Source organism: Phenylobacterium sp. (genome assembly GCF_035539035.1).
Taxonomy (GTDB): domain Bacteria; phylum Pseudomonadota; class Alphaproteobacteria; order Caulobacterales; family Caulobacteraceae; genus Phenylobacterium.
In genome coordinates this window covers 1,027,260-1,041,805 of the sequence record NZ_DATLJI010000016.1, presented here as the reverse complement: position 1 = coordinate 1,041,805, position 14,546 = coordinate 1,027,260, and the positions used below count along the sequence as shown (strand labels likewise).

The window sequence follows — 14,546 nt, the reverse complement described above, 5'->3', positions numbered from 1 at the left end:
GGCGCGGAACGGGGACCGTCAAGTTGACGCGAGGGAGCCCGGCGGCCTCACCCCACCGGCTTCCCCGGGACGCTGGCCTGCTTCTGGTCCATGAACTTCACCAGCACCCGCTGGCCGATCAGGAACGGCGCCCCGTCGGCCTGCACGACCACCTCGACCACGCGGTCGTCGGTGCGTTCGGTGGGATCGTCCGACTGCAGCTTGCGGGCGCCGAAGACGGCGGCGCGGCGCAGCACCCGGCCCGGATAGGTCTTGGTGGGGTCGGCTTCGGGCGACATCTGCACCGTCTGGCCGATCACCACATAGGGCAGGGCGCCCTCGGCGATCTCGGCGCGCACGATGCGGCCGGCCTGCGGCTCCAGGTCGAACATGTTGGACACGTTCAGCGTCGAGGCGCCGGCGCCGGGGTTGGCGTAGCGGCGCACGATGCGCCCGTCGGCCGGCGCGCGGATCACCGACAGCTCCTGGTCGTAGCGGGCCTCGGAGTGGCGGGCCTGGGAGGTGGCGACGATGGCCTGCTGGGCGAGGATCTTGGCCTGGGCCTCGCGCACCGCGTCGCGGGCCTGGTCGAGCTTCTGGGCGGCCACGAAGTTGTTGGGCGCCAGCCCCTGCAGCCGGCGCTCCTCGCGCTGGGCGGAGGAGAGCTGGACCTCCAGCAGGGCGAGGGCGGCGCGGGCCTGGGCGACCTCGGCGGCGGCGCGCTCGGCGGCGAGCCGGGGCTCGTCGTCCTCCAGTTTCGCCAGCACCTGGCCGCGGGTGACCATGTCGCCCTCCTGGACGAGCACGTCGCGGACGACGCCGGCGCGGCGGGCGGCCACCTGGATGATCCCGCCTTCCACGTCGGCCTTGCCGTTGGCGACGGCGGCGTAGGGGCTCTTCTTCTCGGCTGCGGCGGCTTCGGCCTTGGCGGCCTCGGCCTTCTTGGCCTGGGCCTGGCTGTTCATGAAGACGCCGACGCCGCCGCCCACGACGACGAGGGCCAGGACGATCAGGACGATGCGGTTGCGAAGGAAGGCGAACATGGACGTCAGGCTCCGACGAGCTCGGGTTGGGAGTGGGACTTGGCCGGTTCGGCCGGCGCGGGGCGCCGGTCGTCGAGGATGCGGCCGTCCTCCAAGTGGATGATGCGGTCGGCGTAGACCTCCAGCCGCGGGTCGTGGGTCACGCAGATCACGGCGGCGCCGTGCTGCTTGGCGGCCCGCTGCAGGAGCTTGATGACCACCTGGCCGTTCTCGCCGTCGAGCGCGCTGGTGGGCTCGTCGGCGAACAGCAGGCGCGGATCCTTGGCCAGCGCCCGGGCGATCGCGACGCGCTGCTTCTCGCCGCCCGACAGCTCGGACGGCCGCTGGTTCATGCGCATCTCCAGGCCCACCTCGGTCAGCGCATCGGCCGCCTTCCGGCGCGCCTCGCTCTTCGAGTAGCCCTGGTACTTCAGGATGATCTCGACCTGCTGCAGGGCGGTGAGCGCCGGGAACAGGTTGAAGCCCTGGAAGATGAAGCCGCAGTGGTCAAGCCGGAAGCGGTCGCGCTTGCCGCCGGGGAGCTTCCAGATCTCCTGCGAGAGCGAGGTGACCTGGCCCTCGTCCGGCTTCAGCAGGCCGGACAGCGCGGCCACCAGCGTCGACTTGCCTGAGCCCGAGGGCCCCATGACCATGGTGACGTCGCCGTGGAGGGCGTCGAAGTCGACCCGCTTCAGCACCTCGATGTGGGTGCGGCCGGTCTTGAACCGCTTGAAGAGGCCGTGGGCGGCGATTGCGCGTTCGGTCTTGCTCATCTCAGGAGGTCCGCGGGCTGGCTCTTCTTGAGGATGCCCAGGGCCAGCAGCCCCGAGGCGATGGAGATGATCAGCAGCAGAAGGGCCACGCTGATCACCCACCCGGGGGGGAAGCCCATGGGCAGGCCGTTGTTGGTGGCGAGCAGATAGACGCCGAAGGTGAGGACCGTGGTGGCCATCAGCCCGGCCACGCCGACCCAGAACGACAGCTCCATGACGATCAGGCTGAGGGACCCCATGGAGACGCCCAACGCCCGCAGGCTGGCGAACTCCTTGATCGACGACAGGATCGCCCCGCGCAGGGTCTGCGAGGTGATGCCGACGCCGATCAGGAAGCCGAGGAAGACCGAGAAGCCGAGGAAGATACCGATGATCTGCTCCTTCATCAGCGCCCCCTCGTTGGCCTTGGCGAGCTCCGGCCGCGTCCAGGCGCGATAGGCGCCGTTCGCCTTGGCGTTCAGCTCGTCGCGCACGGCTTCGGCGCGGGCGGGGTCCTTCACGCGGATCATCAGGGGACCGCTCTTGCCGTCCTTGTAGGCCATGCCGAGCAGGCGGAAGGTGTCGCGCGACATGGTCACGCTGGCGTTGTTCATGTCGGGATAGCCGTGCAGGACGGCCCGCACGTAGACCGTCTTGCCGCGCAGCGAGGCGGAGTCGCCGAGCTGCACGCCCAGGCGCTTCAGCTGGGTCTCGTCGATGGCCACGGAATACGGCTCGAGGAGCGCCTTGCGGATGTCCTCGCTGAAGTCGGTGGGCAGGTTCACGGCGCCGGGCCGCGTATCCACCATGTTGACGTTGACGAAGGTGGTGACGGCCTTCTTGCCGTCCTTGGGATAGTTCACCCAGCGACCGCCATCGCCGTCCCAGCTCGCCACCTCGACCACCTCGGGGTGCAGGTACATCTGCGGCTGGAGGCGCACCGGCAGGGTCGTGCCGCCGGAGTTCATCAGGCTCTCCATCTTGGGCGGCAGGACCATGATGTCGGCCCGGCTGCGGTCGATGGTGGCGGTCGCGCCCTTCACCATGCCGGTGAACATGCCGACCTGGGCGAGGATCAGCAGGCCGGAGAAGGCCAGCGCGACCATGGCCGCCGTGTAGCGGCGCCATTCGTAGAGCAGCGTGGCGAGCGCCAGCGACATGGGAACCCCCTCAGTTCGCGAACGGTGTCGTCCGGGGCGGGGATCGCGGCCAGTTAAATCCCGGTAAGCCGGGCGGCTGCGGGCCATCCGGAAACGGCGCCGTTCTCGACTACAAGGAGGCCGCCGGGGCTTCCGGCGGATGCGGAGGGCGGGATTAAACCTTCGTAATCCGGCGCCCGCCGGCCGCGAACGTCAGGCGGCTTCCAGCGCGGGGGTCTCGGGAATGGCGCCGGCCAGCTGCAGGACGGTGACGATTCCGTCCTCGTTGGTGATCACTCCGCTCAGGAACCCGGCGTAGTCCGAGCCCAGCTCCGGCGGCGGCTTCATCTCCCCTTCCTGCACGGTGATGATGTCGCACACGGCGTCGACCAGCAGGCCCACGGCGCGGCTGCCGAGGTCGGCGACCACCACCACGGACGAGGCGTCCGGATTGATCCGCGCCAGGCCCAGCAGGCCGGCGAGGTCCAGCACCGGCAGCACCGCGCCGCGCAGGTTGATCATCCCCAGCACATAATCCGGCGCGTGGGGCAGGGGCGTGGAGGCGGTCCAGCCGCGGATCTCGCGCACCGACATGATGTCGAGGGCGAAGAGCTGCTCGCCGATGCGGACAGAGATCAGCTCGGCCGGGCCGCTGGAGGTGAGGCCGCCTTCCATCAGAATTCCTCCCAGGTGTCGGCCTGCTGGGCCGGCGCGAGCTTCAGGGCCGCGCCGCCCGCCGTGGCGCGGCGGAGCTCGGCGTTGGAGGGGCCGCTGGCGCGGGCAGGGGCCCGGGGCGACGGCTGCCCGCGGACGTTCCGCGCCGGGGCGCCGCCCTCGACCTTGAAGCGGGAGATCAGCTCGGTGAGCTGGTGGGTTTCCTGGGCCAGGCTGTGGCTGGCGGCGGTGGACTGTTCGACCATGGCGGCATTCTGCTGCGTAACCTGGTCCATCTGATTAACGGCGGTGTTGACCTCGGCGAGGCCGGTGGCCTGCTCGGCCGCCGAGGCCGCGATCTCGGTGACCACGCCCGTGATGTCGCTCACCTGGGAGACGATCCGCTCCAGGGCCTCGCCGGTGCGGCCGACGAGCGTCACGCCCTCGCCCACCTGCTGGGTGGAGGCCGAGATCAGCGCCTTGATCTCCTTGGCGGCGTCGGCGGAGCGCTGGGCGAGCGCCCGGACTTCCGAGGCGACGACCGCGAAGCCGCGGCCGGCGTCGCCGGCGCGGGCCGCCTCGACGCCGGCGTTCAGGGCCAGCAGATTGGTCTGGAAGGCGATCTCGTCGATCACCCCGATGATCTGGCTGATCTGCTGGGCCGACTTCTCGATCTCGGTCATGGCGGTGACGGCGTTGCGCACGATCTCGCCCGAGCGCTCGGCGTCTGACTTCGCGGTGGAGACCACGTCGCGGGCGTGGTTGGCGCCCTCGGCGGTCTTGCGCACGGTGGCGGTGATCTCGTCGAGCGCCGCGGCCGTCTCTTCCAGGCTGGCGGCCTGCTGTTCGGTCCGCTTGGACAGGTCGTCCGCCGCCTGGCCGATCTCGCCGGTGGCCGCGCCGATGCTGCCGGCCGTCTCGATGATCACGCCCATGACCTCGGCGAGGCGCTGGATGGCGGCGTTGAAGTCGCTCTGGATGCGCGCGTATTCGGCCGGGAAGTCGCCGTCGATCCGCGCGGTGAGGTCGCCGTCGGCCAGGGCGGTCAGGCTGTCGGCCAGGCGGCCCATGGCCAGTTCCTGGCGCTCGGAGGCCTCGCGGCGCTCCCTCTCGTTCTGCGCCCGCTCGTTCTCCACCGCGGTCACGTCGCTGGCGAACTTGATCACCTTGTAGGGCTTGCCGTCGCGATCGAGCATCGGGTTGTAGGTGGCCTGGATCCACACCTCCTTGCCGCCCTTGCCGAAGCGCAGGTACTTGTCGGCGAAGAATTCCCCGCGGTTCAGCCGGGCCCAGAACGCCTGGTAGTCGGGGCTGGCGGCGTACTCGCGATCCACGAACATGCTGTGGTGGCGGCCCACGACCTCCTCGGCAGTGTAGCCAAGCGTCTTCAGGAAATTCTCGTTGGCCGTGATGATCGTGCCGTCGAGCTCGAACTCGATGACGGCCTGCGACCGCTGGATAGCGGCCACCTTCGATTCAAGCTCGGCCATCTGGTCGTTTCGTTCGACCCGGCTCTTTCGCGAAAACATCGGCTTCTCCGTGGGTGTCGCGGGTACCCTCGTCGTCCTGAGTTAAATAACGGTGTTCGATTCTTCGCTTATACCGTGTAATTACTCAAAATCCGCACCCAGGGGTGGGTAATCTAGTCGACGTTACACTGGTTAGCTGGATAAGTGTTGATCTGCCTCAAGTTCACAATTGAACCTATTCGTTTCGAACGCTTCCAGTCTGGCGCATCCTTCGCGCGAGTTCCTGAGTTTTGCTAGTCTGGCGGTTCCATGTCCTACGCGCCGGCCGGGCGCTTGCGCTCTCCCGTCTTCTGGCGCCCTTTAGCCGTTCGAGCCGCCTGACTCGGCGGCGGTGCGGGGGCTTCGCATGTTCGGTCCGGAAAACGCGCAGAGCCTGGCGGGGCTCGCGCTGGTGCTGCTCGTCTGCTGGGCGCTCTCCGAGGACCGCAGTCGCTTCCCATGGAAGCTCGCCGTGGGCGCCATCCTCCTGCAGGCCGTGCTCGTCCTGGCCCTGTTCGGCCTGCCCGCCCTTCGCGCAGGCCTGGCCGGGGTCGGCACGGTCGTGGACGGGCTCGCCAACTCCACCCAGGCCGGCGTCAGCTTCGTGTTCGGCTTCCTGGCCGGCACGCCGCAGCAGCCCTACGAGCTAGTGAACCCTTCCAGCCTGTTCGTGTTCGCGTTCCGGGTCCTGCCCGTGATCCTGGTGGTCTGCGCGCTCGCCGCCCTGCTCTGGCACTGGCGGATCCTGAAGTGGATCACCCAGCTCTTCGGCTTCATCTTCGAGCGCACCATGGGCCTGCGCGGCGCGCCGGCGCTGGCCACCGCCACCACCATCTTCATGGGCCAGGTGGAGGGCCCGATCTTCATCCGCAGCTACCTGCCCAGCCTGTCGCGTTCGGAGCTCTTCCTGCTGATCGCCGTGGGCATGGCCTGCGTCTCGGGCTCCACCATGGTGGCCTATGCGACGATCCTGCGTGACGTCCTGCCCAACGCCGCGGCCCACGTGCTCACCGCCTCGATCGTCTCGGCCCCGGCGGGCGTGCTGCTGGCGCGGATCATCGTGCCCCGCAACGCCGCCGCCGAGCAGCCGCAGGACCTCGATCCCGCCCAGGCCAAGCGCTACGAGAGCTCGGTGGACGCCCTGATCAAGGGCACCGGCGACGGCCTGCAGATCGTGCTCAACGTGGCCGCCACCCTGATCGTCTTCGTCGCCCTCGTGGCGATGGTGAACGGCGTGCTGGGCCTGTTCCCGGACGTGATGGGCGCGCCCCTGTCGGTGGAGCGCGTCCTGGGCGTGCTGTTCGCCCCGCTCGCCTGGGCGATCGGCGTGCCGTGGGAGGACGCCCTGAAGGCCGGTTCCCTGCTCGGCGTGAAGCTGGTGCTGACCGAGTTCACCGCCTTCATCAACCTGGGCGCGGTCCCGGTGGGCGAGATCAGCGAGCGCACCCGCGTGCTGATGACCTATGCGCTGTGCGGCTTCGCCAACGTGGCGTCGGTCGGCATCAATCTCGCCGGCTACTCCGTCCTGGTGCCCGAGCGGCGCAACGAGATCGTGGGCATGGTGTGGAAGGCGATGTTCGCGGGCTTCCTGGCCACCTGCCTCACCGCCTCGGTGGTGGGCCTCCTGCCGCGGGCCCTGTTCGGCTGAGCCCCGCACCAGCTTGACTGTGGTGACCGATCGTGCACTTTTTTCGGGCGAAAGGGAGGTCCGCCATGAAGCTCTACGACACGCCGCTCGCCCCCAATCCGCGCCGGGTGCGCTGGTTCATGGCCGAGAAGGGCATCCGCGACGTCGAGATCGTCACCCTCAACCTGATGGAGGGGACCCACAAGCAGCCCGACTACCTGAAGAAGGCCGGCCTGCCGAACGTGCCGATGCTGGAGATGGACGACGGGACCTGCATCACCGAGAGCATCGCCATCTGCCGCTACCTGGAGAGCCGCTATCCCGAGCCCAACCTGTTCGGCCGCACGCCAGAGGAGACGGCGGTGATCGAGATGTGGATGCGCCGGGCCGAGATGCTGGTGGCCACGCCGTTCATGATGGGGGTGCGCCACTCCCACCCCGCGCTCGCGGCGCTGGAGACCCAGAACCCCACCATCGCCGAGTACAACAAGGAGCAGGGCCTGAAGGCGCTGAAGGTGCTCGACCGGCGCCTGGCCGAGAGCGAGTGGCTGGCGGGCGACCGGATCACGATTGCCGACATCGTCGCCTTCATCGGCATCGACTTCGGCCGGATGATCCGGCTGAAGCCGCCGGAGGAGCTGAAGAACGTCGCCCGCTGGGCGGACGCCATGCGCGCCCGTCCGGCCGCCGCGGCGGGCATGCCGGAGAAGGCCGCCTAGGCATGGAGGCCCGCCACCGGATTCTCTGGCTCACCCTCGCCATTACGGCCTTCGTGCTCGGTGTGGCGATCTGGAGCCGAAATCCCGGGCTCTTCGTCCTCGCCGCCCTGGGCGCCGCGGCCGGCCTCACCGCCTGGACGCGGAGCGGTCCCCGCTAGGCCTGCTCAGTCCGGGTCGCAGGGCCGGCGCACGGCGAGCGTCGTCCAGGTGTCGGCGCCGTCGAACCGCCGCACCGGGATCCGCGTCCAGTCCAGGCCGTCCATCAGCCGTGCGTTCACGCCCATCCGCTGCAGCGCCCCGTCCAGGCTCTGCCAGTGGGTGACGACGCCGCAGGTCTTGCAGCGGTGCAGGGCGAGCATCCGGTCGCCCCAGACGTAGGCCTGGGTGGAGCCGGGGTGGGGCAGGGTGACCTCGACGGGCGTGTAGTAGGCCCAGCGCGCGCCGGTCCGGCGGCAGATCGAACAGTTGCAGATGGTGATTTCGGACGGCGGCGACGGCGCCGTCAGCCGGGCTGCGCCGCAGTGGCAGGTCGCCTCGATCACGACACGGCCTCCCGCAGGGTCGCCCAGCGCGCGCGGGTGATCTTCAGGAAATAGTGGACCTCGTCCGGCGGCCGGAACTCGGTGAAGCCTTCGCGGGCGTAGACGTGCTGGGCGCGGGCGTTGCCGAGCGCCACGTCCAGTTCCAGCGCCTCGGCGGGCGTGGTCTCGAAGACCCAGTCGGTCACCGCGCGCAGCAGTCGCGTGCCGGCCCCGCCGCCGGGGCTCTCCACGGCGATGCGGCGGAGGAGGACCATGGGTTCGCGCATCTGCTGCAGGATGGCGAAGCCGGAGAGGCCGCCGCCGTCCTTGCGCACGCCGAAGTAGCGGGCGTCTTCGGAGGCCATCAGGGCGGCGTGCTCGCCCGCCTCGAAGCGGCCGATGAAGGCGTCGTAGCCGGGCAGCCGCTCGAGACGCATCACCTCGGGGATGTCGTCAGGGGTCAGGGGCGCAAGTGGAGCCATGCCCCATCCTAGATTGCGGAGGCGGCGCTTGTCAGGCCTTGATGAACGCCGGTCCGCGGAACGACGCTAGCGCGCGCCGGTCTTCTTCAGCACCGCGGAGAAGCTCATCATCGGGTCGCCGCCGCGGCTGGCGTTCACGATCAGGCCGCGGACGAAGACCATGCTGCGGCCGGCCTTCACCACCTCGCCGGCGCACTCGACCAGGTCGCCGACCGCCGCCGAGCCCACGAACTCGCCGTTGAAGGTGGCGGTCACCGCGCGGCTGTCGACGAGCGCCTCGCCGGCGATCACGAACAGGCAGAAGTCGGCGAAGGTCATGACGCAGCCGCCATGCATGAACATGCCGCCGTTCATGTGCTTCTTCTCCGCCCGGAAGGCGCAGACCCGCTTGCCGTCGCGCTCCTGGAAGTAGAAGGGGCCGGCGAGATCCTCGTACGGGTCGCCGCCCGGATAATAGGACCAGCCGGCCCAGTCACCCTCGGTCACCGCCGTCAGCCTCGAGGTGTAGTTGTTCTCGTCCTGGCCGCCGTCCATCGCCCCTCCTCGTGCTCGCGGAAGCGTTTGCCCGCGCGCAGTTCAAACACTAGTTTGCCGGCCCGCTTAGAGCGTCGAGGAGCCCCCATGCAAGGCAAGACCGTCTATCTCTGCACGGGCGTGCGCACCCCGATCGGCCGTTACGGCGGCGCGCTCGCCAAGGTCAGGGCCGACGACCTGGCGGCGCACCCGCTCAAGGAGCTGATGGCGCGGCTGCCGTCCGTCGACTGGGAGGCCGTCGACGAGGTGGTCTACGGCTGCGTGAACCAGGCCGGCGAGGACAACCGCAATGTCGCGCGCATGGCCCTGCTGCTGGCCGGCATGCCGACGCGCACGCCGGGGCTGACCGTCAACCGCCTCTGCGCCTCTGGTCTCGACGCCACCATCGCCGGCGCGCGGATGATCGCCACGGGCGAGGCCGACCTGGTGGTCACCGGCGGCGTGGAGAGCATGACCCGCTCGCCCTTCGTCATGGGCAAGGCCGACAGTGCGTTTTCGCGCAACGCCGAGATCTTCGACACCACCATCGGCTGGCGGTTCGTGAACCCGCAGATGCAGAAGGACTACGGCGTGGATTCCATGCCGGAGACCGCCGAGAACGTCGCCACTGACTACCAGATCGCCCGCGACGACCAGGACGCCTTCGCCCACCGCAGCCAGAGCCGCGTCGGCAAGGCCCGGGAGCGCGGCTTCTTCGAGGGCGAGATCGCGCCCGTCACCATCAAGGACCGCAATGGGGATGTCATGGTGGCCCAGGACGAGCATCCGCGCCCCGACACCACCCTCGAGGCGCTGAAGGGCCTCAAGCCCATCGTGCGGCCCGACGGCACCGTGACCGCCGGCAACGCCTCGGGCGTCAACGACGGCGCCGCGGCCCTGCTGCTGGCGTCCGAGGAGGCGGTGCGCAAGTACGGCCTGGAGCCCATCGCCCGGATCGAGGGCGGAGCGTCCGGCGGCGTCGCCCCGCGGGTGATGGGCGTGGGCCCGGTGCCCGCCGTGGAGCGACTGACCGCCCGGCTCGGCATCACCGCGCGCGACTTCGACGTCATCGAACTCAACGAGGCCTTCGCCGCCCAGGCCCTGGCCTGCACCCGCGCCTGGGGCCTGGCGGACGACGCCGAGCACGTGAACCCGCACGGCGGGGCCATCGCCATCGGTCACCCGCTGGGCGCCTCCGGCGCGCGGCTGGCGCTCACCGCTGCGCGTGCGCTGAAGGACCGTGGCGGCGAGCGCGCGCTCGCCACCATGTGCGTCGGCGTCGGCCAGGGTTCGGCCATGGCGCTCGCGAAGGCCTGATCATGTTCATCGCCGCCCTGGCCGCCCTGGCGCTCGCCGCCCCGGGCGACCCGCCGCCAAAGACCGCCACCCCGCCGACGAAGTCGGCCCCGGCGGCGCAGGCGGCCGCGCAGTCGCTGAAGTTCGAGCCCAAGACGCTCGTCGACGGCGAGACCCTGCAGGTGATCCTCGGCCAGCGGGCGGTGTTCACCGTCGGCGACAACGGCCGGCCGTTCCTGGAGAAGGTGGAGGAGGGCAAGCTCGCCGACGCCCACCCCGCCGGCCAGGCGAAGGAGACCTTCGAGGCGCCGGGCGAGGGGCTGGTGGCCGCCGCCCTCGACGGCTCCGCCGAGAAGCGCGCCACCGTGCTCAAGGTGTGGAACGGCCGGGCCGAGCCGCTCGACTTCCGCGCCATCCTGCTCGTGCTGCGCGGCGAGAAGCTGACGCCCGCGCCGGTGACCATCTGCGCGGTGCCGGCCGGCCAGGTGAAGACCTACAGCTGGCCCGCGCCGGTGGTGGCCGTAGGGCTCGCCCGCTTCACCGCCAAGATCGACGACGACAAGACCTGCAACCAGGGGGACTGACCCGATGGCGCTCGACGCCGAGACCCGCGAACAGCTGATCGACACCGTGCGCCGGTTCGTCTCCGAGCGCCTGCGGCCCATCGAGGCCCAGGTGGCCGAGCAGGACCGCGTGCCCGACGAGATCCTCGAGGAGATGAAGGGACTGGGCCTCTACGGCCTCTCGATCCCCGAGCAGTACGGCGGCCTGGACCTCTCCATGGAGGACGAGTGCCTGGTGGGCGTCGAGCTCGGCCGCACCAGCCCCGCCTTCCGCTCGGCCTTCGGCACCAATGTCGGCATCGGCTCCCAGGGGCTCGTCATGTTCGGCACCGACGAGCAGAAGCAGAAGTACCTGCCGGGCATCGCGTCGGGCGAGATCATCACCTCCTTCGCGCTGACCGAGCCGGAAGCCGGGTCCGACAGCGCCAACGTGCAGACCCGCGCCGTGCGCGACGGCGACCATTACGTCCTGAACGGCTCCAAGCGGTTCATCACCAACGCCAACAAGGCCCACCTCTTCACAGTCATGGCGCGGACGGACGCGGACAAGCCCGGCGGCGCCGGCGTCTCGGCCTTCCTGGTGGAGCGCGACCTGCCGGGCCTGTCGGTCGGCAAGCCCGAGAAGAAGATGGGTCAGCAGGGGGCCCACATCTGCGACGTGATCTTCGACAACGTGCGCGTGCCGGTGGAGAGCCGGCTCGGGCGCGAGGGCGAGGGCTTCAAGGTGGCCATGCAGGTGCTGGACCGCGGCCGCCTGCACATCTCGGCGGTCTGCGTCGGCGTGGCCGAGCGGCTGATCGCCGACTGCGTGGCCTACGCCTCCGAGCGCAAGCAGTTCGGCCAGCCGATCTCCGGCTTCCAGCTGATCCAGGCGATGATCGCCGACTCCAAGACCGAGGCGCTGGCCGCCAAGGCGCTGACCATGGAAACGGCCCGCAAGCGCGACGCCGGCCAGAGCGTCACCATGGAGGCCGCCGCCGCCAAGTATTTCGCCTCGGAGATGGTCGGCCGGGTGGCCGACCGGGCGGTGCAGATCTTCGGCGGCTCGGGCTATGTGGCCGACCACGGCATCGAGCGCTTCTACCGCGACGTTCGCATCTTCCGAATCTACGAGGGCACCAGCCAGATCCAGCAGGTGGTCATCGCCCGCGAGACCCTGAAGCGGGGCGGCTAGGATGAGCGCCGCCGTCGAGGCCGCCATCTTCGACCTGCTGGGCAAGCTTGCGCCCGGCAAGTCGATCTCGCCCGAGGACGTGGCCAAGGCGGTCGATCCCGCCGGCTGGCGGCGGGAGCTGGGCAAGGTGAAGCCGGTGGCCGTGGGCCTCGCGCGCCAGGGCCAGCTCGTCATCACCCGCCACGGCAAGCCGGCGGACCCGGAGAAGTTCAAGGGCGTCTGGCGGATGCGCCTGCCCGACGCCACCACAGCGGAGGGAGACGCGTCATGAGCATGACCATCTACGGGGCGACGCTTTCGCCGTTCGTCCGCAAGACCGTGGTGTTCGCCACGGAGAAGGGCCTGGAGTTCGAGGTCGTCCCGGTGGGCGGCGGCCTGACCCCGCCGGCGGAGTTCCTCGAGGCGAGCCCGTTCCGGAAGATCCCGGGACTGAAGCACGGCGACTTCACGATCTCCGACTCGACCGCGATCGTAACCTACATGGATGCGCTGAAGCCCGAGCCGAACCTGATCCCCACCGAGGCCAGGGCGCGGGCGCGGACCATCTGGTTCGAGGAGTTCGGCGACACCCTGGTGGCGGCCTGCGGCGGCAAGATCGTCTTCAACCGCATCGTCTCGCCGCGCTTCCTCGGCAAGCCGGGCGACCTGGCCGTCGCCGACGAGGCCCAGCGGACCGAGTTCCCGAAGCTCATGGACTACCTGGAGAGCGTCGTCCCGGCCTCCGGCTACCTGGTGGAAGACCGCTTCACCCTGGCCGACATCGCCGTGGCGAGCCCGCTGGCGACGCTGGCCCACGCCGACTGCTCCGTGGACGCCGGCGCGCATCCGAAGACAGCGGCCTATCTGGAGAAGATCCTGGCGCGGCCGTCCTTCGCCGGCCTGCTCGCCCAGGAGCGGGCCTTCCTCAAGGCCACCGAGCCGGCCTGATCGCGCCGCCAGCGGGATGACAGCGGCGGGTGTCGGCCCTACCTGGGGCCGATGTCGTTGGACACCCTCCTTGGCGAGATCCGCGCCTGCCGGGCCTGCGCGCACGAGTGGCCGCATGAGCCCCGGCCGGTGGTGCGGGTCTCGGCGGACACCCGCCTGCTGATCTGCGGCCAGGCGCCCGGCCGGCGCGTGCACGAGAGCGGCCTGCCGTTCGACGATCCCTCCGGCGACCGCCTGCGCGACTGGCTGGGGATCGACCGCGAGACCTTCTACGGCCACCCGGCGCTCGGGGTGGCCGCCATGGCTTTCTGCTTTCCGGGCACCGACCCCAAGGGCGGGGACTACCCGCCGCCGAAGCGCTGCGCCCAGCTCTGGCGGCCCCGGCTGCTGGCCGAGCTGCCGCAGGTCGAGCTGACCCTGCTGGTGGGCTCCCACGCCCAGGCCTGGGCGCTCGGCCGCGCCGCGGGCATGACGGAGACGGTGCGCGACTGGCAGGCGCGCCTGCCCGCCATCCTGCCCCTGCCGCACCCCTCCTGGCGCAACACCTCGTGGCTGAAACGAAACCCCTGGTTCGAGGCGGAAGTTACGCCCTATCTGAGGGACAGGGTTCGACGGATCCTGGAGACATGAGCCGACTTCTCGCCGTCCTCTTCGCCGCGCTCAGCCTGGCCGCCTGCGCGCCGATGATGGTGCAGCAGGCCGGGCAGCCGCCGCTGGGCTTCCAGGGGCCGCGCCTGGAGGCCGACCGGGTGGTCAGCTTCGACGGCGCGCGGCTCGGCCTGACGAAGTGGCAAGCGGCCGGCGAGCCCTGGGCGGTGATCGTCGGCGTCCACGGGATGAACGACTACGCCAACGCCTTCCACCTGGCCGCGCCGTGGTGGGCGGAACAGGGCGTGACCACCTACGCCTACGACCAGCGCGGTTTCGGCCGTTCGCCAGGCCGCGGCATCTGGGCCGACGACGAGGTGCTGATGGAGGACCTGCGCACGGTCACGGCGCTGGCCCGGGCGCGGCACCCGCACGCGCTCATCGTCGTCGCCGGCGAGAGCATGGGAGGCGCCGTGGCGGCCAAGGCCTTCGCCTCCGACCGCCCGCCGCCCGCCCACCGCCTGGTGCTGCTGGCGCCTGCCGTCTGGGGCTGGGACAGCCAGCCGCTGCCCTACAAGACCGCGCTCTGGTTCGCCGCCAACGTCACGCCGGGCAAGGTCTACACCCCGCCGCGCTGGCTGACCGAGCGGATCACGCCCACCGACAACCGCGAGGAGCTGATCCGCATGGGGCGCGACCCGCTGATGGTCTGGGGCGCGCGGTCCGACACCCTCTACGGCCTCGTGAAGCTGATGGACGACGGCGCCGAGTCCATCGGCCGCGCCGCCGCGCCCACGCTCTACCTCTACGGCAAGAACGACCAGATCATCCCGGAGAAGGCGGCTTTCCGGGCGGTGAAGCGGCTGAAGCCCTCCGACCGCTCCGCCTACTACGCCCGCGGCTACCACCTGCTCACCCGCGACCGGCAGGGGCCGGTGGTGTGGCGGGACATATTGTCCTTCATCCGCGATCCCGAGGCTCCGCTCCCCTCGGGCGCGCCGCCGATCCCGGGGGCGCCGGGCGAGGAGGGTCACCCGCAGGTCGCCGCGGGGTTGTGACATGGAGCGGAGGGGCGTAGAGGC

18 protein-coding genes are annotated in these 14,546 nt (G+C 70.4%); 10 read left to right on the top strand and 8 right to left on the bottom strand.

Annotation, left to right across the window (positions count from 1 at the left end; translation table 11 throughout):
- Positions 1–47 precede the first annotated feature (47 nt).
- From VM685_RS19040 to VM685_RS19020, 5 genes are all read right to left on the bottom strand, one after another.
- Positions 48–1,022 (bottom strand): HlyD family secretion protein, encoded by a 975-nt coding sequence (locus tag VM685_RS19040; protein WP_325461753.1) that lies wholly within the window; start codon positions 1,020–1,022, stop codon positions 48–50.
- A gap of 5 nt (positions 1,023–1,027) precedes the next feature.
- Positions 1,028–1,774, bottom strand: a complete 747-nt coding sequence (locus tag VM685_RS19035; protein ID WP_325461752.1) for an ABC transporter ATP-binding protein — start codon at positions 1,772–1,774, stop codon at positions 1,028–1,030.
- Positions 1,771–2,913 (bottom strand): ABC transporter permease, encoded by a 1,143-nt coding sequence (locus VM685_RS19030; protein WP_325461751.1) that lies wholly within the window; start codon positions 2,911–2,913, stop codon positions 1,771–1,773. The genes VM685_RS19035 and VM685_RS19030 overlap by 4 nt, the downstream gene beginning before the upstream one ends.
- Before the next feature lie 192 nt (positions 2,914–3,105).
- Complete coding sequence (locus tag VM685_RS19025; RefSeq protein WP_325461750.1) at positions 3,106–3,567, bottom strand: chemotaxis protein CheW; 462 nt, start codon at positions 3,565–3,567, stop codon at positions 3,106–3,108.
- Positions 3,567–5,036: a methyl-accepting chemotaxis protein gene (locus tag VM685_RS19020; protein WP_325461749.1), complete on the bottom strand. Its 1,470-nt coding sequence runs from the start codon at positions 5,034–5,036 to the stop codon at positions 3,567–3,569. Before VM685_RS19020 ends, VM685_RS19025 begins: the two co-directional genes overlap by 1 nt.
- 385 nt (positions 5,037–5,421) lie before the next feature.
- On the opposite strand from VM685_RS19020, the gene VM685_RS19015 reads away from it, so the two are divergent.
- The 3 genes from VM685_RS19015 to VM685_RS19005 all read left to right on the top strand — a co-directional run bounded on the left by VM685_RS19015 (position 5,422) and on the right by VM685_RS19005 (position 7,558).
- Positions 5,422–6,702 (top strand): NupC/NupG family nucleoside CNT transporter, encoded by a 1,281-nt coding sequence (locus tag VM685_RS19015; protein ID WP_325461748.1) that lies wholly within the window; start codon positions 5,422–5,424, stop codon positions 6,700–6,702.
- A 65-nt stretch (positions 6,703–6,767) separates the two neighbouring features.
- Positions 6,768–7,400: a glutathione S-transferase gene (locus tag VM685_RS19010; RefSeq protein WP_325461747.1), complete on the top strand. Its 633-nt coding sequence runs from the start codon at positions 6,768–6,770 to the stop codon at positions 7,398–7,400.
- 2 nt (positions 7,401–7,402) lie between these two features.
- Positions 7,403–7,558, top strand: a complete 156-nt coding sequence (locus VM685_RS19005; protein WP_325461746.1) for a hypothetical protein — start codon at positions 7,403–7,405, stop codon at positions 7,556–7,558.
- 6 nt (positions 7,559–7,564) lie between these two features.
- Here the strand turns inward: VM685_RS19005 and VM685_RS19000 are convergent, their stop codons facing one another.
- The 3 genes from VM685_RS19000 to VM685_RS18990 form a co-directional block, all read right to left on the bottom strand.
- Positions 7,565–7,942: a GFA family protein gene (locus tag VM685_RS19000; protein ID WP_325461745.1), complete on the bottom strand. Its 378-nt coding sequence runs from the start codon at positions 7,940–7,942 to the stop codon at positions 7,565–7,567.
- Positions 7,939–8,403, bottom strand: coding sequence for a GNAT family N-acetyltransferase (locus VM685_RS18995; RefSeq protein ID WP_325461744.1), 465 nt, complete (start codon positions 8,401–8,403; stop codon positions 7,939–7,941). Before VM685_RS18995 ends, VM685_RS19000 begins: the two co-directional genes overlap by 4 nt.
- Positions 8,404–8,469: 66 nt before the next feature.
- Positions 8,470–8,937, bottom strand: a complete 468-nt coding sequence (locus tag VM685_RS18990; RefSeq protein WP_325461743.1) for a PaaI family thioesterase — start codon at positions 8,935–8,937, stop codon at positions 8,470–8,472.
- An 87-nt stretch (positions 8,938–9,024) separates the two neighbouring features.
- Between VM685_RS18990 and pcaF the strand changes: the two genes are divergently transcribed.
- The 7 genes from pcaF to VM685_RS18955 are packed head-to-tail and all read left to right on the top strand — an operon-like array spanning position 9,025 to position 14,522.
- Positions 9,025–10,233, top strand: a complete 1,209-nt coding sequence (gene pcaF / locus VM685_RS18985) for a 3-oxoadipyl-CoA thiolase (RefSeq protein WP_325461742.1) — start codon at positions 9,025–9,027, stop codon at positions 10,231–10,233.
- 2 nt (positions 10,234–10,235) lie between these two features.
- Complete coding sequence (locus tag VM685_RS18980; RefSeq protein WP_325461741.1) at positions 10,236–10,796, top strand: hypothetical protein; 561 nt, start codon at positions 10,236–10,238, stop codon at positions 10,794–10,796.
- 4 nt (positions 10,797–10,800) lie between these two features.
- Complete coding sequence (locus VM685_RS18975) at positions 10,801–11,949, top strand: acyl-CoA dehydrogenase family protein (protein WP_325461740.1); 1,149 nt, start codon at positions 10,801–10,803, stop codon at positions 11,947–11,949.
- A gap of 1 nt (position 11,950) precedes the next feature.
- Positions 11,951–12,220: a DUF3253 domain-containing protein gene (locus tag VM685_RS18970; RefSeq protein WP_325461739.1), complete on the top strand. Its 270-nt coding sequence runs from the start codon at positions 11,951–11,953 to the stop codon at positions 12,218–12,220.
- Positions 12,217–12,876: a glutathione S-transferase family protein gene (locus tag VM685_RS18965; RefSeq protein WP_325461738.1), complete on the top strand. Its 660-nt coding sequence runs from the start codon at positions 12,217–12,219 to the stop codon at positions 12,874–12,876. The genes VM685_RS18970 and VM685_RS18965 overlap by 4 nt, the downstream gene beginning before the upstream one ends.
- A gap of 51 nt (positions 12,877–12,927) precedes the next feature.
- Positions 12,928–13,506 carry a uracil-DNA glycosylase family protein gene (locus tag VM685_RS18960; protein ID WP_325461737.1) on the top strand — a complete coding sequence of 193 codons (579 nt, stop codon included), beginning with the start codon at positions 12,928–12,930 and terminating at the stop codon, positions 13,504–13,506.
- Positions 13,503–14,522, top strand: a complete 1,020-nt coding sequence (locus VM685_RS18955) for a lysophospholipase (protein WP_325461736.1) — start codon at positions 13,503–13,505, stop codon at positions 14,520–14,522. Before VM685_RS18960 ends, VM685_RS18955 begins: the two co-directional genes overlap by 4 nt.
- The last annotated feature ends 24 nt before the right edge of the window (positions 14,523–14,546 follow it).

Excerpts from the sequence above, each read along its gene's own strand:
- VM685_RS18970 (WP_325461739.1), top strand. The coding sequence starts at position 11,951 with ATGAGCGCCGCCGTCGAGGCCGCCATCTTCGACCTGCTGGGCAAGCTT.
- VM685_RS18980 (WP_325461741.1), top strand. The coding sequence starts at position 10,236 with ATGTTCATCGCCGCCCTGGCCGCCCTGGCGCTCGCCGCCCCGGGCGAC.
- VM685_RS18955 (WP_325461736.1), top strand. The coding sequence starts at position 13,503 with ATGAGCCGACTTCTCGCCGTCCTCTTCGCCGCGCTCAGCCTGGCCGCC.
- VM685_RS19015 (WP_325461748.1), top strand. The coding sequence starts at position 5,422 with ATGTTCGGTCCGGAAAACGCGCAGAGCCTGGCGGGGCTCGCGCTGGTG.
- VM685_RS18990 (WP_325461743.1), bottom strand. The coding sequence starts at position 8,937 with ATGGACGGCGGCCAGGACGAGAACAACTACACCTCGAGGCTGACGGCG.
- VM685_RS19005 (WP_325461746.1), top strand. The coding sequence starts at position 7,403 with ATGGAGGCCCGCCACCGGATTCTCTGGCTCACCCTCGCCATTACGGCC.
- VM685_RS18995 (WP_325461744.1), bottom strand. The coding sequence starts at position 8,403 with ATGGCTCCACTTGCGCCCCTGACCCCTGACGACATCCCCGAGGTGATG.
- VM685_RS19025 (WP_325461750.1), bottom strand. The coding sequence starts at position 3,567 with ATGGAAGGCGGCCTCACCTCCAGCGGCCCGGCCGAGCTGATCTCTGTC.
- VM685_RS18965 (WP_325461738.1), top strand. The coding sequence starts at position 12,217 with ATGAGCATGACCATCTACGGGGCGACGCTTTCGCCGTTCGTCCGCAAG.
- VM685_RS19030 (WP_325461751.1), bottom strand. The coding sequence starts at position 2,913 with ATGTCGCTGGCGCTCGCCACGCTGCTCTACGAATGGCGCCGCTACACG.
- VM685_RS19035 (WP_325461752.1), bottom strand. The coding sequence starts at position 1,774 with ATGAGCAAGACCGAACGCGCAATCGCCGCCCACGGCCTCTTCAAGCGG.
- VM685_RS18975 (WP_325461740.1), top strand. The coding sequence starts at position 10,801 with ATGGCGCTCGACGCCGAGACCCGCGAACAGCTGATCGACACCGTGCGC.
- VM685_RS19010 (WP_325461747.1), top strand. The coding sequence starts at position 6,768 with ATGAAGCTCTACGACACGCCGCTCGCCCCCAATCCGCGCCGGGTGCGC.
- VM685_RS19040 (WP_325461753.1), bottom strand. The coding sequence starts at position 1,022 with ATGTTCGCCTTCCTTCGCAACCGCATCGTCCTGATCGTCCTGGCCCTC.
- VM685_RS19020 (WP_325461749.1), bottom strand. The coding sequence starts at position 5,036 with ATGGCCGAGCTTGAATCGAAGGTGGCCGCTATCCAGCGGTCGCAGGCC.
- VM685_RS18960 (WP_325461737.1), top strand. The coding sequence starts at position 12,928 with ATGTCGTTGGACACCCTCCTTGGCGAGATCCGCGCCTGCCGGGCCTGC.
- pcaF (WP_325461742.1), top strand. The coding sequence starts at position 9,025 with ATGCAAGGCAAGACCGTCTATCTCTGCACGGGCGTGCGCACCCCGATC.